The 18,769-nt window shown below is 64.3% G+C and carries 15 protein-coding genes and 1 riboswitch; of the genes, 11 read left to right on the plus strand and 4 right to left on the minus strand.

The features are described 5' to 3' along the window. Positions 1-68: 68 nt before the first annotated feature. Both RBB42_RS00520 and RBB42_RS00525 read right to left on the minus strand, forming a co-directional pair. Positions 69-1,217 (minus strand): CaiB/BaiF CoA transferase family protein, encoded by a 1,149-nt coding sequence (locus RBB42_RS00520; RefSeq protein ID WP_305968632.1) that lies wholly within the window; start codon positions 1,215-1,217, stop codon positions 69-71. Positions 1,218-1,344: 127 nt separating this feature from the next. Further along, positions 1,345-2,301 carry an agmatinase gene (locus tag RBB42_RS00525; RefSeq protein ID WP_305968633.1) on the minus strand — a complete coding sequence of 319 codons (957 nt, stop codon included), beginning with the start codon at positions 2,299-2,301 and terminating at the stop codon, positions 1,345-1,347. Between the two features lie 171 nt (positions 2,302-2,472). Between RBB42_RS00525 and RBB42_RS00530 the strand changes: the two genes are divergently transcribed. The 6 genes from RBB42_RS00530 to RBB42_RS00555 all read left to right on the plus strand — a co-directional run bounded on the left by RBB42_RS00530 (position 2,473) and on the right by RBB42_RS00555 (position 10,582). Beyond that, positions 2,473-3,981 (plus strand): hypothetical protein, encoded by a 1,509-nt coding sequence (locus tag RBB42_RS00530; RefSeq protein ID WP_305968634.1) that lies wholly within the window; start codon positions 2,473-2,475, stop codon positions 3,979-3,981. Between the two features lie 80 nt (positions 3,982-4,061). After that, positions 4,062-4,241: riboswitch (cobalamin riboswitch) on the plus strand. Positions 4,242-4,284: 43 nt separating this feature from the next. After that, on the plus strand, positions 4,285-4,974 hold the full coding sequence (gene bluB / locus RBB42_RS00535; RefSeq protein WP_305968635.1) for a 5,6-dimethylbenzimidazole synthase: 690 nt from the start codon (positions 4,285-4,287) through the stop codon (positions 4,972-4,974). 16 nt (positions 4,975-4,990) lie between these two features. Next, positions 4,991-5,416 carry a hypothetical protein gene (locus RBB42_RS00540; RefSeq protein ID WP_305968636.1) on the plus strand — a complete coding sequence of 142 codons (426 nt, stop codon included), beginning with the start codon at positions 4,991-4,993 and terminating at the stop codon, positions 5,414-5,416. A gap of 36 nt (positions 5,417-5,452) precedes the next feature. Beyond that, the gene (gene guaB, locus RBB42_RS00545; protein ID WP_305968637.1) at positions 5,453-6,901 is read left to right on the plus strand and encodes an IMP dehydrogenase; all 1,449 of its coding nucleotides are present in this window, start codon (positions 5,453-5,455) and stop codon (positions 6,899-6,901) included. A gap of 125 nt (positions 6,902-7,026) precedes the next feature. Then, positions 7,027-8,187: an RsmB/NOP family class I SAM-dependent RNA methyltransferase gene (locus RBB42_RS00550; protein WP_305968638.1), complete on the plus strand. Its 1,161-nt coding sequence runs from the start codon at positions 7,027-7,029 to the stop codon at positions 8,185-8,187. Between the two features lie 142 nt (positions 8,188-8,329). Beyond that, on the plus strand, positions 8,330-10,582 hold the full coding sequence (locus tag RBB42_RS00555; RefSeq protein WP_305968714.1) for an ATP-binding protein: 2,253 nt from the start codon (positions 8,330-8,332) through the stop codon (positions 10,580-10,582). Positions 10,583-10,592: 10 nt separating this feature from the next. Here the strand turns inward: RBB42_RS00555 and RBB42_RS00560 are convergent, their stop codons facing one another. Next, positions 10,593-11,183 (minus strand): gamma-glutamyl kinase, encoded by a 591-nt coding sequence (locus RBB42_RS00560; protein ID WP_305968639.1) that lies wholly within the window; start codon positions 11,181-11,183, stop codon positions 10,593-10,595. A 171-nt stretch (positions 11,184-11,354) separates the two neighbouring features. On the opposite strand from RBB42_RS00560, the gene recA reads away from it, so the two are divergent. The 5 genes from recA (at position 11,355) to RBB42_RS00585 (ending at position 16,638) form a co-directional block, all read left to right on the plus strand. Then, positions 11,355-12,422 carry a recombinase RecA gene (gene recA / locus RBB42_RS00565; RefSeq protein WP_305968640.1) on the plus strand — a complete coding sequence of 356 codons (1,068 nt, stop codon included), beginning with the start codon at positions 11,355-11,357 and terminating at the stop codon, positions 12,420-12,422. Positions 12,423-12,563: 141 nt separating this feature from the next. After that, positions 12,564-15,242 (plus strand): alanine--tRNA ligase, encoded by a 2,679-nt coding sequence (alaS, locus tag RBB42_RS00570; RefSeq protein ID WP_305968641.1) that lies wholly within the window; start codon positions 12,564-12,566, stop codon positions 15,240-15,242. Between the two features lies 1 nt (position 15,243). Then, positions 15,244-15,531, plus strand: coding sequence for a DUF1330 domain-containing protein (locus RBB42_RS00575; protein ID WP_305968642.1), 288 nt, complete (start codon positions 15,244-15,246; stop codon positions 15,529-15,531). Then, positions 15,528-15,998 (plus strand): MOSC domain-containing protein, encoded by a 471-nt coding sequence (locus tag RBB42_RS00580; RefSeq protein WP_305968643.1) that lies wholly within the window; start codon positions 15,528-15,530, stop codon positions 15,996-15,998. The genes RBB42_RS00575 and RBB42_RS00580 overlap by 4 nt, the downstream gene beginning before the upstream one ends. A gap of 370 nt (positions 15,999-16,368) precedes the next feature. Then, entirely contained in the window at positions 16,369-16,638 is a 270-nt protein-coding gene (locus RBB42_RS00585; RefSeq protein WP_305968644.1) for a hypothetical protein, read from the plus strand. 155 nt (positions 16,639-16,793) lie between these two features. Here the strand turns inward: RBB42_RS00585 and typA are convergent, their stop codons facing one another. Beyond that, complete coding sequence (typA, locus tag RBB42_RS00590; protein WP_306043578.1) at positions 16,794-18,611, minus strand: translational GTPase TypA; 1,818 nt, start codon at positions 18,609-18,611, stop codon at positions 16,794-16,796. Positions 18,612-18,769 lie beyond the last annotated feature (158 nt).

An 18,769-nucleotide genomic window follows, 5' to 3' on the forward strand; every position in this document is an offset into this window, starting at 1 on the left:
ATCAGGGCGGAAAACGGCACGGCGCACCGGGCGTCGGCCCGGCGTGGCACTAGACGGCAGGGCGGAGGTCAGCCTTGTTCGAGCCAGCGCAGGATCTCGCCCCGGTTGCCGTCAAGGTCGGGCGCGGGGGCGCGTGACTTGGGGTCCGGCGCGTCAGTCATCTTGATCGGGTTTCCGGCGGCCTTGTAGGCCTGCCGCCCATTCTTGTCGAGCACGTCCACCACCATGTTGCGGGCCAGGATCTGCGGGTCCTTCAGGACCTGTCCGACATCCTGGATCGGCCCCGTGGGGACGCCCGCCGCGGTCAGGCGCGAGATCCAGTAGGCGCGAGTGTTCTCCAGCGTCACCGCCTCGATCAGCCGTTTCAGCAGGCGGGCATTGTCGCAGCGCGCCGGGTTTGTGGCAAAGCGCGGATCGTCCGAGATCGGCAGGTCCAGCGCGATGCAGAGCTTTTCGAACAGGCGGTCGTTTCCGGCGGCGATCACGAACAGCCCGTCCGAGGCATGGAAGGTTTCGAAGGGCGTGATCGAGGGATGGCGGGCCCCGGACGGTCCCGGCGCCTTGCCGGTCACCGTGGTCAGCGCCACCGCGTGTTCAAGGATCGCCAGCTGGCTGTCCAGCATGGCCACGTCGATCTTGCGCCCCAGGCCGGACCGGTCGCGGTCCAGCAGCGCGGCAAGGATGCCCTGCGACAGGAACATGCCCGCCACGATATCCCCGATCGAGGCGCCCACGCGCACCGGGTCGCGGTCTTTTTCGCCGGTGATCGACATCACGCCGCCGCGCGCCTGGACCACCATGTCATAGGCCGGGCGCCGCGCGTCCGGGCCGGAATGGCCAAAGCCGGATACCGCGCCATAGACCAGTCGGGGAAAGGCCGCGTGGAGGTCGTCCCAGCCATAGCCCAGACGTTCCATCACCCCGGGGCGAAAATTCTCGACGATGACGTCGGCGCGGGCCAGCAGGCGTTCGAAGATCAGCCGATCCTCGTCGGCCTTGAGGTTCAGTGCGATGCTTTTCTTGCCGTGGTTGATGGCGGCGAAATAGGCGGATTTCCCATCCTTGAAGGGGGGGAAAGCACGGGTATCATCGCCGCCCTTGGGGGGTTCCACCTTGATCACCTGCGCCCCCATGTCCGCCAGCGTCATCGTGCAGAAAGGGCCGGCAAGGACATGCGTCAGGTCAAGAATGACGTATCCGGCAAGGGGGGCAGTCATGGGCGGGTCCTGTTCTGGGTCGGGTGCTCTACACCAGAGAAACGCGACAAGGCAGTGACGGCAAGGCCTGTGATGGGGGCTGCGCGATCCTTCGCGGGTGCGCAGCATATTTGATGCGGAATTCAGCCTAGGGTCGAGGCAACCCGGCATGAAAGACGAAGCCCAGCAGGTTCATCAGAAGTTGTGCGGCCAGGATCGAGGTGCTGCCGGTCGGGTCGTAGTCCGGCGCGACCTCGACCAGGTCAATTCCGACGACCGGATGAGAGCGGACCGCTTGTTGCAGGATCTCCAGCACCTCGTAGTAGAGAAAGCCGCCGTGGCTGGGTGTGCCGGTGCCCGGCGCGATCGACGGGCAGAAGGCGTCGATGTCGATGGTGATGTAGATCGGCACGCCTTCGGGCAGGCGGGCGGCGGTGGCCTCGGGGCCCAGCCTGCGCACCTGCCGGACCGACAGGATGTCGGAGCCACGGGCGCGCGCATCCTCGTAACCCTCGCGCGCCGTGGACGAAACGTTGCGGATGCCCAGTTGCGTCAGCCCGGTGACCCAGGATTTCTCCGCCGCCCTACGCATGGGATTGCCATGTCCGCGGGTGACGCCGTGCCGTTCATCGACGAAATCCAGGTGCGCGTCGATCTGCAGGACATGGAAGGGCGCGCGGCCCTCGTAGGCCTCGATGCAGGGAATGTTGACCGAATGATCTCCGCCAATGGTCACGGGCAGGGCGCGCGCAGCCAGCGCCGCCTCGACGCCGCGGCGGATGTTGGCATGGCTGCTTGCGGTGTCGGTATGGATGATGTCGGCGTCGCCCATGTCGACCAGTTGCACGCCGTCCAGATAGGTCACGTCGTCCTCGTGATCGTAGGCGCCTGCATGACCAAAGCTGAACAGGGTCGAGGCCTCGCGCACGCCGCGCGGGCCGAACCGTGCCCCCGCGCGCCATTGGGTTCCCGCGTCGAAAGGCGCACCAAGGATTGCCGCGTCGGCCTGCAGATTGGACCAATCGGGCTGATAGGGGGCCTTGGCAAAGGTGCAGATGCCGGTGAACGGAAGGTTCAGCCGACCGGATTCGTAGCCGTGACTCATAGGGGTCTCCTTGATTGGCGCCAGCCTAGTCGGAGGGTCGCGCGCAACAAGGGGCATTGCGCGTCAGGATCAAATTAATCGTTAAGGTTGAAAGGTTGTTCTTGTGTACACGCGGTGAGGGGTTACCGTGCGTCACATGAATACAATCTTTGATTGCAATGGGGGACTGGAATGAACCTTTTGAACAAGAACGGGCCGTTGTTGGCCATCGCGCTGGCGGGGCTGCCGCTGACAGTCTTGGCACAGGACTTTGGCGTCGACATGCCAGCGGAACCTGCGCCTGGCGTCCGCTTTCCGACGCCCGAGGCCGAGATCGACGCATGGATTCGGGCCGAGCCGCAGAATACGGGCGCCATCCATGCCCATGCCTGGGGGATCTGGGCCGGCCTGACGAAACCGGTCGAGGGTGAGGGCGCCTATGCCCGACTGACCTATCAGACCTGGTTGACCAAGGCGGATGTGATCGACGTCTTTACCGGCGAGGCCCCGGAAGACCGGTTCCGGCTGGGCGAGTCCAACCAGATGTTCAAACACGGGCTGGTCGATGGTTTCCTCGCGAACGCGGCGCAGGAAAAGAAGGACGGCACCGAGCCGGCGAAAAATGCCGCCGGGATTATCGTGAATACAGACGTGCTGGAAAACGTGGCCTACAGCCCGCCCTCGGCGCAGTACCTGCTGGACACCGGCACCGGCAAACCAGAGGTGCTGGACCGGTTGTTGGAGCAGGGAGACAAGGTGCGCTTTCCCGACGCGGCGGTGAACGTCAAACCGGTCTACAAGTTGATCACCGACGATCGCATAACCGAATGGACGGGCGAAGACGGCCGGACCCGCAGGCTATACGCCTTTACGGCCTGGCCCGGAGAGCCGGACCTGGCGAACTGGACACCGGACATGAAACAGGGCGGCTATCCCGAAACGCTCTGGCAGCAATGCGTCTATGTCGATCTTGACCTTGATGGCCCGACAACATCGACCGGCGTCGACGTCAACTGCAAGAGCCCGTCCGAGGGGAACATCTATTCCGTCGACGATTTCATCGCGGTCAACCTGAAGGACGAGGATGGGGCTTTCGTCAACAAGTCGACGGGCGACAGCAGCGACCTGACCGACGGCGAAACCTCCATCGCCCTGCTGGTGGCCATGCATGTCACGTCTCGGGAAACGACCCAGTGGACATGGCAGACCTTCTGGTGGGAGGCGGATGCCGCGCGGCCCAACACGCCCTCCAGTGCCGCCATCGCCTCGGCGCGGCCTGACACGCTGACCACGCAGGCGGCGCATTACGCGATGGCGCCGGCCTACTCGATGCTGGTACCGGCGCAACCCCTTGTCGGCGGCAAGAACGTCGGTGCGCTGGTGACGGCCTTCAACCCCTACCTGGAGGCCGGGTTCGGCACGCCGGTCATCGGCATCACCGAGACCGTACAGATCCCCGATGGCGCCGGCGGCTGGACAACGACGACGACGGACATGGGCGTCCAGACCAACTGCATGACCTGTCACGGTCTTGCGGCCTGGGGCGGACGTGGCTCGGGCTATGCGGCGAATTTCTATGTCCCGCGCGACTACTGGGTCTTCGATACGGCGCTGGACGTGGATTTCGCCTGGTCGGTCCAGTCCATCGGCGAGGCGGTCGAGAAGGCGGACAAGAAAAAGGCCGACGCAGCCTCTGACTGAAACCCGCGATTCCCGGATCCGTGCAGGCGCCTTTTGGGGCGCCTGTTGCGTCTGGATGGTTGCCCCTGCGGATGGACTGACGCACTCTGGCGCTGTCAGGTGCCCCGATATGGGGAGAATCGGGAAGCCGGTGCAAGTCCGGCGCGGGCCCGCCGCTGTAAGGGGGATGGAGCGGACAGATGCCACTGGGGCAAGCCCCGGGAAGGCGTCCGCCCCGGCAGACCCCAAGCCAGAAGACCGGCCTGACGACACGGACCGGCGCCTTGGACAGCGTCCGGTCATTGTCATTTGCGGAGCCGAAGAATGCCCGATCCCCAAGCTGTGCCCGAGAAGGCGCGCAAATTCACCGCCTGCGAGCGTCAGGCGCTTTACGATGTGATCTGCGCGCGGCGGGATGTGCGCAACGAATTCCTGCCCGATCCCATTGATCCCGCCATGCTGCGCCGCGTGCTGGAGGCGGCCCATGCGGCGCCTTCGGTCGGCTTCATGCAGCCCTGGAACTTTATCCTGATCCGCGATGCGGCCCGGCGGCGGGCGGTCCATGCCGCCTTCGAGACCGCCAATGCCGAGGCCGAAGCCATGTTCGAAGGTGAAAAGCGGAGCCGATACGCCGCGCTGAAACTGGAAGGCATCCTGAAGGCGCCGCTGAACATCGCGGTGACCTGCGACCGGACCCGCGGCGGCAAGGTGGTGCTGGGGCGGACGCATAACCGGGATATGGACCTCTATTCCACGGTCTGCGCGGTGCAGAACCTCTGGCTTGCGGCGCGGGCCGAGGGGCTGGGAGTCGGCTGGGTCAGTATCTTTCGGCAAGAGGATCTGCGCGCTTTGCTGGGCTTGCCCGACCATGTTGAGGTCGTCGCCTACCTTTGCGTCGGTCATATCGATGAGGCCTTTGGCCAGCCGGAACTGCAGGCGCGGGGCTGGCGCAAGCGGCTGGACCTGGACAGCTTGATCATGGAAGACCATTGGCAAGACGTGTCGCCCGAGTGAGCACAAGAGGTCAGACGTGATCGATCAGGAAACGATGAAGCGCATCAACCTGTTGCACGGCGCGCCTCGCTTTGTCCTGCGCAGTGATCCGCAGACCGGGCAGCACGCGGTTCGCAACCCGTCGCAGGTGCCAAGGGCCGACGGCGAATACTGGATGCACGGCACCTCGATCCTCTCGAACGGGGCAGAACTGGCCTCGGTCTTTGTCGTGGACACCGATAGCGGCGGCACGCTGCGCGCGATCTTCTGGCTCAGCGACAGTGGCTGGATCGATAGTCAGGACCCGCAGGCCCCGGATACGCTGGACCTGCCGCGCGACCGGATCTTTCCGTTTGACTGGCGGTTCGACGTGCCGCTGGAAGAGGATATCTTTCACCCCGATCCGGGCACGTTGCCGCGACGCACCGCGCGCTCTTTCCTTTCCCGTCTGCGCATGCGATAGGGACGCGCCAACCGATCCCTCCCAAGGAGTGCCCCAATGGAGATTCGCGAGGCCCTGACCTTCGATGACGTCCTGCTTGTTCCCGCGGCCTCGAACGTGTTGCCGTCGACGGCAGACACCCGGACGCAAGTGACCAAGTCGATTGCGTTGAATATTCCGCTTTTGAGTTCCGCGATGGACACCGTCACCGAAAGCCGGATGGCGATCACGATGGCGCAGGCCGGCGGTATCGGGGTGATCCACAAGAACCTCGGGATCGAGGAACAGGCGCGCGAAGTGCGGCGGGTCAAGCGCTTTGAAAGCGGCATCGTCTACAACCCCGTCACCCTGCGCCCGGATCAGACACTGGGCGATGCGCGGATGCTGACGGAGCGCTACGGCTTTACCGGCTTTCCCGTGATCGACGAGGCGCATCGCGTCGTGGGCATCGTCACCAACCGCGACATGCGCTTTGCCGAGAACGACGGCACGCCGGTTCACGCCATGATGACCCGCGACAACCTCGCGATCCTGACCGAACCGGCGGACCGCGAGGAAGCCATCAACCTGATGAAGGCCCGCCGGATCGAAAAGCTGCTGGTGACCGACAAGGACGGCAAGCTGACGGGGCTTCTGACGCTGAAGGACACGGAAAAGGCGGTGGTGAACCCGACCGCCTGCAAGGACGACCTCGGGCGTCTGCGCGTCGCGGCGGCCACGGGCGTTGGCGACTCGGGCTATGAACGCTCTCAGGCCTTGGCGGATGCGCAGGTCGACATCATCGTGGTCGACACTGCGCATGGCCATTCCGCCGGGGTGCTGGAAGCGGTCGAACGCGCCAAGCTGTTGTCGAACGAGGTGCAGGTGATCGCAGGCAACGTGGCGACGGCGGATGCTGCGCGGGCCCTCATCGACGCGGGCGCCGATGCGATCAAGGTGGGGATCGGCCCCGGGTCGATCTGCACCACGCGGATGGTGGCCGGTGTCGGCGTGCCCCAGCTGACCGCGATCATGGAATGTGCGACGGCGGCCGGTGACGTGCCGGTGATTGCCGATGGCGGCATCAAGTTCTCGGGCGATTTCGCCAAGGCCATCGCGGCGGGGGCTTCCTGCGCGATGGTCGGGTCCATGATCGCCGGGACAGACGAAAGCCCGGGCGAAGTGATCCTGTACCAGGGGCGGTCGTTCAAGGCCTATCGCGGCATGGGCAGCCTGGGCGCCATGGCGCGCGGCTCGGCTGACCGCTATTTTCAGAAGGACGCGGCCAGCGACAAGTTGGTCCCCGAAGGGATCGAGGGGCAGGTTCCCTACAAGGGGCCGGCGGGCGTGGTCCTGCACCAGCTGGTCGGCGGACTTCGGGCCGCGATGGGCTATACCGGCTGCGCCACGGTCGAGGAGATGCGCCGCAACTGCACCTTCGTGAAGATCACCGGGGCAGGGCTGAAGGAAAGCCATGTGCACGACGTTCAGATCACCCGCGAAAGCCCCAACTACCGGATTGGATGAGTTCTGTCCGGACTGTTTCCGGTAAACTTTGAAACAATGCCCCGGCGCGGAACATGCGCCGGGGCATCGTCAAACCTGTGTCTCTGGTCTAGGCAGAGGCGATTGCCGCCGTTGGAGAACAGCCCATGACCCCCGCCGCCCGCGTGCAGGCCGCCATTGAATTGCTGGACCGGATTGCCGCCGGGCAGGCGGCGGAACAGGCCCTGACCAGCTGGGGACGCTCTGCCCGCTATGCCGGATCCAAGGACCGGGCCGCAGTACGCGACCTTGTGTTCGACGCGCTGCGCTGCTGGCGGTCGGCCGCGGCCTTGGGCGGGGGCGAAACCGGCCGGGCGCGTTTGTTGGGGCTGCTCCGCCTCAGGGAAGAAGATCCCGCCCAGGTATTCACGGGGCAGGGTCATGCCCCGGCCCCGCTCGATGCAGATGAACTGGCCGCCGGGCAGGCGCCGGACGGGGCGGCGGCGCTGGACCTGCCGGACTGGCTGGCGCCGCGTTTCCGGGACAGCCTGGGACCAGAGGCAGATGCGACGGCGCTGGCCCTTCGATCCCGGGCCGAGGTCTTTCTCCGTGTCAATCTTTTGCGGGCCACGCCTGAAACCGCAATGGCGCGTCTGGGACAAGACGGGATTCTGGCCGAACCTCATGACCTTTCGGCGACCGCTTTGCGCGTGACGGAGGGCGCCCGGGGGATCATGCGCAGCGGCGCATATCTCGACGGCCTCGTGGAATTGCAGGATGCGGCCAGCCAGGCCGTGGTCGACCTGCTGCCGCTGGAACCGGGCATGCAGGTTCTGGACTATTGCGCCGGCGGTGGCGGCAAGGCGCTGGCGATGGCGGCGCGGATGCGGGGCGGGCCGGTTGTGGCCCATGATGCGGCTCCGAAACGGATGGTCGACCTGCCGGCACGCGCGTCCCGCGCCGGGGCGGATGTCCGTATCGCGTCCAGGCCCAAGGGGGACTTCGACCTTGTACTCTGTGATGTGCCCTGTTCGGGCAGCGGTGCCTGGCGCCGTGCCCCCGAAGGCAAGTGGCGCCTGACGGAAGAAAGGTTGGACGAACTCTGCGCCATCCAGGCCGATATTCTCGATCGGGCGGCAGGTTACGTGGTCAAGGGCGGTGTGCTGGCCTATGCGACCTGTTCGGTGCTGGCCGAGGAAAACGCCACGCAGGTCAGCGCCTTTCTGGAACGCAGGCCCGGCTGGTCGGTCGAAGAGCAGCGGCAATTCCTCCCCGGGTCTGGCGGGGATGGCTTTTTTGCCGCGGTTCTTCGCCGGACCGCGACCTGAAAGCCACAACTCTGGCGCGAGCATTTGCGACAGTTAACGTCCCCTTAACGGTCTACGCCGGCATTATGGCAGGAAGAGAATCGTGACCCGGGGGGACAAGGTGGAAGCTGCGATCGACATCGCACAGAAACGACAGAGCGGCATGACGCCGATCATCGGCGCGGCAGCGCTGGTCGTCCTGGCGACGCTCTCCCTGCTGATTTCCCAAGTGGCTGCGGTGCGCTCGGTCCAGGTGGTTGCGCTGGCGGCCACGGGCGCGTTCGGCTGTCTCGCGGTGGTGTGGCTGCTGGTCGACCGGGTGTCCGGCGGGCGCCGAAAAAGACGGCTCGCCCTTCTCGCGGATTTCATCGAGACAGAGCCTGCCTTCTGTTTCCTCACCGATGCAGAGGGGGCGGTGCTGACAAGCAACCGTACCGCGCGTGAACGCTTTGCCAGCGAGGGCATCAGCCAGTTGTCCACCTTGCTGCGCGACGTCTTTGCCAGTTCCGAGGGCATCATCTACCGGTTGCAGCAAAAGGCCCTGACCGAGGGCGCCGCGGTCGAGGATGTCACCAGCCATTCCGAAGGCTACAGGATCTACGTCCGTGCCTTCCGGCCCGACATGATGCTCTGGCGTCTGGAGAATGAATCGCAACGCGCGGGCGGGCGGACGCGGGCCGACCTCGCGGTGATCTCGCTGGGGCGCAATGGGGCGGTGCTCTACATGAACCCGGTGGCGCGTGACCTCGTGGGCCAGCGTGTGAAGCGGCTGGATGACATCTTTGCCGACTTGCCGTTGCGGACCGACGGGGTGCATTGCCTGAAAGGCGCCCATGCCGGGCAGAGCGTTCTTGTCCACAGTGCCGATATCGGCGGCGGGCGCCAGGAACTGGTGCTGTCGCCCATAGCCGAGGATTCCGGGCGCCAGGACCTGATGGGCAGCTTCGACGGCCTTCCGGTGCCGCTGCTCAAGGTGGCACCCGACGGTCGTGTCCTGCGCGCAAACCCCGAGGCCCGCCGCCTGCTGAACCTGGGCCAGGTCGATCCCGGTTACCTTGCCGAGCACATGGAAGGGCTGGGCCGTGCGATCAAGGACTGGTTGCAGGAGGCTGCCGATGGCCGTGGGCTGCACCGCTCCGAGTTCCTGCGCCTGACCCGCGCCGACCGCGAGGTCTTTGTGCAGGTCACGCTGAACCGCGTGATTGACGACGGCGAGACGGCGCTCGTCGCTGTTCTCAATGACGCGACCGAGCTCAAGACGCTCGAGGCGCAATTCGTCCAGAGCCAGAAGATGCAGGCCATTGGCCAGCTTGCGGGCGGGGTCGCGCATGATTTCAACAACCTGCTGACGGCGATCTCGGGGCATTGCGACCTGCTGTTGCTTCGGCATGACCAGGGCGATCCGGATTACGGCGACCTTGTCCAGATCAACCAGAACGCCAACCGGGCGGCGGCGCTTGTCGGGCAGCTCCTCGCATTCTCGCGCAAGCAGACCATGCAGCCCGAGGTCATGGACCTGCGCGATACGCTCTCGGACCTTGCGCATCTGCTGAACAGGCTGGTGGGAGAAAAGGTGCGGCTGACGCTGAAACATGATCCCGTCCTGCCAACGGTGCGCGGTGACCGCCGGCAACTCGAACAGGTGATGATGAACCTGGTGGTCAACGCCCGCGACGCCATGCCCGAGGGTGGCGAGATCGTTGTCGAGACAGAGCGCCGCGAACTGGCCGAACCGATGACCCGCGACCGCGCGGTGGTCGCGCCCGGGCTCTATGTTTCGGTCCGGGTGACGGACAAGGGGATGGGAATCCCCCAGGACAAGCTGCAAAAGGTCTTTGAGCCCTTTTTCACCACCAAGCGCACCGGTGAGGGAACGGGGCTTGGCTTGTCCACCGTCTATGGCATCGTCAAGCAGACCGGCGGTTTCATCTTCGTGGACAGCGTGGTCGGGCAGGGGACCTGTTTCACCCTGCTTTTCCCGGCCTTCGAGGCGCCCCGGCAAGAAGCTGTGGCCACCGAGGAGAAGGCCGAGCGGAAGCTGCCCGAGCAAGGATCGGGCGTGGTCCTGCTGGTCGAGGACGAGGCCCCGGTCCGGGCCTTCGCGGCCCGCGCGCTGCGCCTGCGTGGCTACACGGTAATCGAGGCAGAGACCGCCGAGGATGCGCTCGCGACGCTGGATGATGACGATTTGGCCGTGGACATCTTCGTGACCGATGTCGTCATGCCCGGGATGGACGGCCCGACCTGGGTGCGCAAGGCGCGGGAACGCCGCCCCGATACGCGGGTGGTCTTTGTATCGGGCTATGCCGAAGACGCCTTTGGCGAAGGCAGCGAGGAAATTCCAAATTCCGTCTTCCTGCCGAAACCCTTCTCTCTATCGGACCTGACCGAGACGGTGCACCAGCAACTCAACTGAAGGTCGGGCGCTAGGTCGCGCCTTCCCAGGTCTCGAAATCCGCCGCACATTTGCGCCGCAGCTTGGCGTCGATCTCCGGGGACAGCGACAGGTCCCGCCGCGGAGAGACGTTTTCGCGCGGCAGGTCGATCTTCGTCTCAAGCCGCTCTTCGAGAAAGGCCAGCAAGCCGGCCTGGTTTTCGTAGCGGAACAAATGGTTGACCGAGACACCGTTGGGGCGCGGCTCCACGAACTTGGCCTGGCTGCCGACGTTCGCGAATGGCGGACGATCGCCGCGGGCATAGGCATCGCAGAACTGGTCAAAACTGAGCCCGCGCGTCGAGGTCGGCTTGCCATCCAGGAAATCACGCTGCCGATACCTGTACCAGGAGCCAAGCCAGTCCACCGGTTCGCGGATCACTGCCAAAAGCTCCATCTCGCCGCCGACCTTCTCGAACATCGGGCGGAAGAAACGGTTGTAACGATAGACCGGCGCATGTTTCAACTCGGGCGGGTCGGAGACCGCCATCGAAGCCTTGGGAGCCAGCGCCCGCGTATAGGCAGAGGTGCCGGTCTTGGGGACCGCCAGCATGACCAGGCGCGCTTTCCAGAACACGAGCATTCGATTTGTTCCTGTTTCGGTAACCTTGCCTTAACCCTCGCGCGCCAAGCTGGAAAGAGAAAGAATTCACTTGAACCGTTCATGGTTTGGTCTCATAGCTATTGGGAACAAGGGGTGAACGAAAGCAGCGATTGCCGCGCTCGCCGGCATATGGAATAAGGATCGAAACGCATGGCAACGGCAGATCTTCTGAGCATGGATAACAAGCGTAAGGCCGAGAAACAGAAGGCCCTGGACAGCGCACTCGCCCAGATCGAGCGACAGTTCGGCAAGGGCTCGATCATGAAACTGGGTGGCGACAATGCCATCAAGGATATCGAGGCCACCTCGACCGGCTCGCTGGGGCTGGATATCGCCTTGGGAATCGGCGGGTTGCCCAAGGGCCGGATCATCGAGATCTACGGCCCCGAAAGCTCGGGCAAGACGACGCTGACGCTGCACTGCGTGGCTGAAGAGCAGAAAAAGGGCGGCGTCTGCGCCTTTGTCGATGCCGAACACGCGTTGGACCCGCAATACGCCAAGAAACTTGGCGTCGATCTGGACGAGTTGCTGATCTCGCAGCCCGACACCGGTGAACAGGCGCTGGAGATCACCGATACGCTGGTGCGCTCGGGCGCGGTCAGCATGGTGGTGGTCGACTCGGTCGCCGCGCTGACGCCGAAATCGGAACTCGAAGGGGACATGGGCGACTCGAACGTCGGCGTGCAGGCCCGCCTGATGAGCCAGGCGATGCGCAAGCTGACCGGCTCGATCAGCCGGTCCAATTGCATGGTGATCTTCATCAACCAGATCCGCATGAAGATCGGCGTCATGTTCGGCTCGCCCGAAACGACCACCGGCGGCAACGCGCTGAAATTTTACTCGTCCGTGCGCCTCGACATCCGCCGCATCGGCTCGATCAAGGACCGCGACGAAGTTGTCGGCAACCAGACTCGCGTCAAGGTGGTCAAGAACAAGGTGGCGCCGCCGTTCAAGCAGGTCGAATTCGACATCATGTACGGCGAGGGCATCTCGAAGATGGGCGAACTGCTGGACTTGGGCGTCAAGGCCGGTGTCGTCGACAAGTCCGGCTCCTGGTTCAGCTACGGCGACGAGCGGATCGGGCAGGGGCGCGAGAACGCGAAAACCTACCTGCGGGAGAATACGCGGGTCTCGCTGGAGATCGAGGACAAGATCCGCGCGGCGCACGGCCTGGATTTCGACATGCCCGAGGGTGACCCGGAACTGACCGAGGATTGATCCGGCGATATGACGGACAGGAAAGGGGCGCTCTTCGGAGCGCCTTTTTTGTTGTCCCGTGCGGGGCGACAGGCGACTGTGGACACTTGCGGATGGCGCCGCTACATCTGCGCCGATCACTCGCCCGCAAAGAGGCCCGCAATGGCAAGTCTGAACGACATCCGCTCGACCTTTCTGACCTATTTCGAAAAGCAGGGGCACGAGGTCGTTGCCTCCAGCCCGCTGGTGCCGCGCAACGACCCGACGCTGATGTTCGTCAACTCGGGCATGGTGCAGTTCAAGAACCTTTTCACCGGGGTGGAAAAGCGCGACTACAACCGAGCGACCACCTCGCAGAAATGCGTTCGGGCAGGCGGCAAGCACAATGACCTCGACAATGTCGGTTACACCGCGCGTCACCATACCTTCTTCGAGATGTTGGGGAATTTCTCCTTCGGGGATTATTTCAAACCCGAAGCGATCCCCTTTGCCTGGGAATTGGTGACCAAGGAATTCGGCATCGACCCCAAGCGGCTGCTGACCACCGTCTATCACACCGACGATGAGGCCTTCGAGATATGGAAGAAGGTCGGCGTGCCCGAGGACCGGATCATCCGCATCGATACCTCGGACAACTTCTGGCAGATGGGGCCGACCGGCCCCTGCGGCCCCTGCACCGAGATCTTCTACGACCACGGCGATCACATCTGGGGCGGCCCGCCGGGATCGCCCGAGGAGGACGGCGACCGCTTCATCGAGATCTGGAACGTCGTCTTCATGCAGAACGAGCAGTTCGAAGACGGCTCGATGAAGGCGCTCGACATGCAGTCGATCGACACCGGTATGGGGCTGGAACGGATTGGCGCGCTGTTGCAGGGCAAACACGACAACTACGACACCGACCTGATGCGCAGCCTGATCGAGGCCAGCGCAGATGCGACCAGCGCCGACCCGGACGGGCCGGGCAAGATGCATCACCGGGTGATCGCCGACCACCTGCGTTCGACATCTTTCCTGATCGCGGACGGCGTGATGCCGTCGAACGACGGGCGCGGCTATGTCCTGCGCCGGATCATGCGCCGCGCCATGCGCCACGCGCACCTCTTGGGCGCACAGGACCCGTTGATGTACCGCCTCGTCCCGGCGCTGGTGCGCCAGATGGGGCAGGCCTATCCGGAACTCACCCGCGCGCAGGCACTGATCGAGGAAACGCTGAAATCCGAGGAAACGCGGTTCAAGGCGACACTGGATCGCGGGCTGAAGCTTCTCGATGACGAATTGGCCGGGCTTGACGGTGACGCGCCGCTGCCGGGCGCTGCGGCCTTCAAGCTTTATGACACCTATGGTTTCCCGCTGGATCTGACGCAGGATGCGCTGCGCGAGAAGAACCGCGAAGTGGACGTCGAAGGCTTTGACGCCGCGATGGCCGAGCAGAAAGCACGCGCCCGCGCGGCATGGAGCGGATCCGGCGAAGCGGCGGATGCGACCATCTGGTTCGATATTGCCGATGCGCATGGTGCTACGGATTTCCTGGGCTACGACACGGAAACGGCCGAAGGCCAGGTGTTGGCGCTTGTGGCGGACGGCAAGCCGGTCGACAGCCTGTCGGCGGGTCAAAGCGGGTGGATCGTATTGAACCAGACGCCGTTCTACGGCGAAGCCGGCGGGCAGGTCGGTGATACCGGCTGGTTGCGCCGGCTGGAGAACGAGGATGACAGCGCCACCGTCAGCGATACGCAGAAAATGGCGGGCGGCGCGGTCTACGCGCATCACGTCACCGTGGATCGCGGCACCTTCGCCAAGGGCGATGCGCTGCAAATCGAGGTGGATCACGGCCGTCGCTCGGCGATCCGCGCCAACCACTCGGCCACGCACCTGCTGCACGAGGCACTGCGCGAACGGCTGGGCGATCACGTCGCGCAGCGCGGGTCGCTGAATGCGCCGGACCGGTTGCGGTTCGACTTCAGCCATGGGCAGGCGCTGAGCCTCGAGGACCTGCAAAAGGTCGAACGGGACGTGAACGCCTTTATCCGTCAGAACGCGCCGGTGAGCACGCGGATCATGACGCCGGACGACGCGCGCGAGATCGGCGCGCAGGCACTCTTCGGTGAGAAATACGGCGAGGAAGTGCGCGTCGTCTCGATGGGGACAAAGCCCGGCTCGGGCAAGGGCACCGACGGCCAGACCTATTCGATCGAACTGTGCGGTGGCACCCATGTGCGCCAGACCGGCGACATCGGACTCTTCGTGACGCTGGGTGACAGCGCATCCAGCGCGGGAGTCCGGCGGATCGAAGCACTGACCGGGGCCGCTGCCTTCGACTATCTCACGCAGCAGGATCACCGACTGGCAGAGGTGGCAGGCGTTCTGAAGGCCAGCGCCTCTGACGTGCCGGGGCGGGTCAAGGCGCTGATGGATGAGCGCAGGAAGCTGGAGTCCGAGGTAGCACAGTTGCGCCGCGAACTGGCAATGGCTGGTGGCGCGGGGCAGGGCACCGGCTCGGAAGCGCGTGAAATCAACGGTGTCCAGTTCGTTGCTCAGGTGCTGAGCGGGGTGACGGGCAAGGACCTGCCACCGCTGATCGACGAGCACAAGACGCGGATCGGGTCGGGCGCCGTGCTGTTGATCGCGGATGCGGGTGGCAAGGCGGCGGTGGCAGCCGGCGTTACCGACGACCTGAAAGGCACTCTGTCGGCGGTGGACATCGTCAAGGCGGCGGTGGTCGAACTGGGCGGCAAGGGAGGCGGTGGCCGTCCCGATATGGCGCAGGGCGGTGGTGCCAACGCAGAAAACGCCGAGGCCGCCATCAAGGCCGCCGAAGCCGTAATCGGAGGAAAATGAGATGCCCGCACTCTGGATTGCCCATGTCACCGTGAGTGACGCCGAGGCCTACGGGAAATACGCCGAATTGGCCGGACCGGCCATCGCCGCGCATGGCGGAACCTTCATCGCCCGGGGCGGGCGTTTCGTGCAGCTTGAAGGCAAGGAACGTCCGCGCAACGTCGTGGCACGGTTCCCCTCGGTCGAGGCGGCGGTGGACTGCTACCATTCCGACGCCTACCAGGAAGCCCTGAGCCACGCGCGCGGCGCCTCCGAGCGCGAATTGATGGTCGTCGAGACCAGCGAGTGAAACCGCTCGCCGAGTTGCGCCGGTCCTTCAACGGGCCGGGGCGGCTCCACTGGATCGGGCTGCGGCCCGCGCGCAAGGCAGGTCTGACCCCGGTCGCGCGTGTCCGGATCACCGCCGATGGTCTGGACGGAGATCATGGCCGGTCCGGCAAACGGGCCGTCACATTGATCCAGGCGGAACATCTGCCTGTGATCGCCGCACTTGTCGGGCGGGACGACCTTCCGCCCGAATTGCTGAGGCGCAACCTTGTCATATCTGGGCTCAACCTGACCGCGACGCGGGAATTCGGCCTGCGGATCGGTTCGGTCCGGCTGTCGATCGAGGTCCCTTGCGCGCCCTGTTCCCGGATGGAGCAGGTTCTTGGCACGGGCGGCTACACGGCCTTGCGCGGGCATGGTGGTTGGTGCTGTTCGGTGTTTGAACCGGGAGTGATTGCCCTCGGCGATCCGGTCTGCCCCGATTTCTGACGGATATTTCGACGCTCTTCCGTATATCGGCGCTTTTTCGCCCGGCTGACGCGTGTATTGAGCGGGCTCCTGCCGCAGGTCAGAGCGGGCGTTGGGAAGATGAGTGATTCGTGCGACATTCCCGGCTATGCTTGCCAGAGTGGCCAATTTTTTCGCTTTCGGTAATTGTTCCCGAAACGGAAAAAAATACATGCGGTCCTTCTTGCTGGACCGTTGCAAAACTATGGCACCTCAACCACAGAATCCGTGAATTGGGCAGAAAATTGGGGGGTTAGCCCTTTTTTGCCGCGCCAAGTCAGGAATTCCTGTCGCGCGGGCGCGATTTTCTTGGCTAGAGTTTGGATACCTTCAATTTCTTGGGAGAAAGATCATGAAAAAAGTTCTTGCTGGCGCACTTCTCGCGGCCGCATTCGCCGCCCCCGCAATGGCCTGGGAAGGCAAGGTCGTTGCGTGCTACGACAAGGTCTGGGTTCCGGCCAAGTACGCCTACAAGCAGCATCTGATCATGGCTGCCCACACCGAGTGGGAGTACAAGCACGGTCAGATGGTCAAGGTCCACTATCCGGCGGTCTACAAGGAGTCCAAGCACCTCGTGAAGGCGGGCTACTACGTGGCGAAGAAGTCGGCCTGCAAGCACTGAGCTGCAGCCCAATGAATCGGAAAGGCGCGGGGACTGCCACCCCGCGCCTTTTTTGGTCTTGGGGCTTTTATCCCCTTTTATCAGGCCCTTATCTGGCGAATTTCATGCGCAACGTGAACCGGCCCCGCCTGAAATGAGGCGGAGCAAGAACAGGGTCAGGCGCCGCGCGCGGCGCGCTTGCGCTCATGCGGGTCAAGGTGGCGCTTGCGCAGGCGGATCGCGTTGGGCGTGACCTCGACCAGTTCGTCGTCGTTGATGTAGGCAATCGCCTCTTCGAGGCTCAGCGTGATCGGGGTGGTCAGGCGCACCGCTTCGTCGGTGCCGGAGGCCCGCACGTTGGTCAGTTTCTTGCCCTTGAGCGGGTTCACCTCGAGGTCGTTCTCACGCGAGTGCTCGCCAATGATCATGCCGGTATACACCGGGGCCTGAGCGCCGATCATCATCTTGCCGCGTTCTTCGAGGTTCCACAGCGCGTAGGCCACCGCTTCGCCGTTTTCCATCGAGATCAGGACACCTGCACGACGGCCCGGGATCGGACCCTTGTGCGGGGTCCAACCATGAAAGACGCGGTTCAGCACGCCGGTGCCCCGGGTATCGGTCAGGAATTCGCCGTGATAGCCGATCAGCCCGCGCGAGGGGACATGCGCGATGATGCGCGTCTTGCCGGCGCCGGCGGGTTTCATCTCGACCAGGTCACCCTTCCGGGCGCCGGTCAGCTTTTCGATCACTGCGCCCGTGTATTCGTCGTCGACGTCGATGGTGGCCTCTTCGACCGGTTCCATCGTCACGCCGTCTTCTTCGCGCATGATGACCTGCGGGCGCGAAATCGAAAGCTCAAAGCCTTCGCGGCGCATGTTCTCGATCAGGACGCCCATCTGCAGTTCGCCGCGGCCGGACACCTCGAATGCCTCGCCGCCGGGCGTGTCCTTGATGCGGATCGCGACGTTGGTTTCCGCCTCCTTGTGCAGACGCTCGCGGATGACGCGGGACTGGACTTTCTTGCCGTCACGGCCAGCCAGCGGGCTGTCGTTGATGCCAAAGGTCACCGTGATGGTCGGCGGGTCGATCGGTTGCGCCTCGAGCGGTTCATCGACGGCCAGAGCACAGATCGTATCGGCGACGGTGGTTTTCGTCATGCCCGCGATCGAGACGATGTCGCCGGCCTCGGCCTCTTCGATGTCCTGCTGTTGCAGGCCGCGGAAGGCCTGGATCTTGGTGACGCGGAACTGTTCGATCTTCTGGCCGATGCGCGATATCGACTGGACCGTCTGGCCCACCTTCAGCTTGCCGGACTCGACGCGGCCGGTCAGCATCCGGCCAACAAAGGGGTCGGCCCCCAGCGTCACGGCCAGCATGGTGAAATCCTCGTCGCGCTTCTTGATCTGCTTGGGTTCCGGGACGTGGTTCACGATCAGGTTGAACAGCGCGTCTAGGTTCTTGCGCGGACCGTCAAGCTCGGCGTCGCACCAGCCGGACCGGCCGGAGGCGTAGAGATGCGGAAAGTCCAGCTGGTCTTCGTCGGCATCGAGGGCCGAGAACAGGTCAAAGACCTCGTCCAGCGCGCGATCCGGTTCGGCGTCGGGCTTGTCGACCTTGTTCAGCACCACGATTGGCCGCAGGCCAAGGGCCAGTGCCTTGGAGGTCACGAATTTCGTCTGCGGCATCGGGCCTTCGGCGGCATCGACCAGCAGCACAACGCCATCGACCATCGACAGGATGCGTTCCACCTCGGCGCCGAAATCGGCGTGGCCGGGGGTGTCGACGATGTTGATCCGCGTGCCTTTCCATTCGACGCTTGTCGCCTTGGCAAGGATGGTGATGCCGCGTTCGCGTTCCAGATCGTTCGAATCCATCGCCCGTTCGGCGACGGCCTGGTTGGCGCGGAAGGCGCCGGATTGTTTCAGCAGTTCGTCCACCAGCGTCGTCTTGCCGTGGTCAACGTGTGCAATGATCGCGACGTTGCGCAAATCCATGAGACGGTTCCTTTGTCCGGAGTTGGCGCGGGACTAGCCGGGTAGGGACAAAAAGACCAGTGCCGATTTGCCGCAAGCGCGTTGCAAGGGGATCACGGATCACGCTTGCGAGAGCGCCAAGGGGAACCGGCGGAGGTTTGCCGGCCCGTCGGGGTCCC

Origin of the sequence: Mameliella sp. MMSF_3455, assembly GCF_030733205.1 — a bacterium.
Lineage (GTDB): Bacteria > Pseudomonadota > Alphaproteobacteria > Rhodobacterales > Rhodobacteraceae > Antarctobacter.

What these genes read in the sequence shown, in the direction of transcription:
- RBB42_RS00575 (WP_305968642.1), top strand. Translation starts at nt 15,244, where the DNA reads ATGCCCGCACTCTGGATTGCCCATGTCACCGTGAGTGACGCCGAGGCC.
- alaS (WP_305968641.1), top strand. Translation starts at nt 12,564, where the DNA reads ATGGCAAGTCTGAACGACATCCGCTCGACCTTTCTGACCTATTTCGAA.
- RBB42_RS00585 (WP_305968644.1), top strand. Translation starts at nt 16,369, where the DNA reads ATGAAAAAAGTTCTTGCTGGCGCACTTCTCGCGGCCGCATTCGCCGCC.
- guaB (WP_305968637.1), top strand. Translation starts at nt 5,453, where the DNA reads ATGGAGATTCGCGAGGCCCTGACCTTCGATGACGTCCTGCTTGTTCCC.
- RBB42_RS00560 (WP_305968639.1), bottom strand. Translation starts at nt 11,183, where the DNA reads ATGCTCGTGTTCTGGAAAGCGCGCCTGGTCATGCTGGCGGTCCCCAAG.
- recA (WP_305968640.1), top strand. Translation starts at nt 11,355, where the DNA reads ATGGCAACGGCAGATCTTCTGAGCATGGATAACAAGCGTAAGGCCGAG.
- RBB42_RS00525 (WP_305968633.1), bottom strand. Translation starts at nt 2,301, where the DNA reads ATGAGTCACGGCTACGAATCCGGTCGGCTGAACCTTCCGTTCACCGGC.
- RBB42_RS00520 (WP_305968632.1), bottom strand. Translation starts at nt 1,217, where the DNA reads ATGACTGCCCCCCTTGCCGGATACGTCATTCTTGACCTGACGCATGTC.
- RBB42_RS00530 (WP_305968634.1), top strand. Translation starts at nt 2,473, where the DNA reads ATGAACCTTTTGAACAAGAACGGGCCGTTGTTGGCCATCGCGCTGGCG.
- typA (WP_306043578.1), bottom strand. Translation starts at nt 18,611, where the DNA reads ATGGATTTGCGCAACGTCGCGATCATTGCACACGTTGACCACGGCAAG.
- RBB42_RS00555 (WP_305968714.1), top strand. Translation starts at nt 8,330, where the DNA reads ATGACGCCGATCATCGGCGCGGCAGCGCTGGTCGTCCTGGCGACGCTC.
- bluB (WP_305968635.1), top strand. Translation starts at nt 4,285, where the DNA reads ATGCCCGATCCCCAAGCTGTGCCCGAGAAGGCGCGCAAATTCACCGCC.
- RBB42_RS00550 (WP_305968638.1), top strand. Translation starts at nt 7,027, where the DNA reads ATGACCCCCGCCGCCCGCGTGCAGGCCGCCATTGAATTGCTGGACCGG.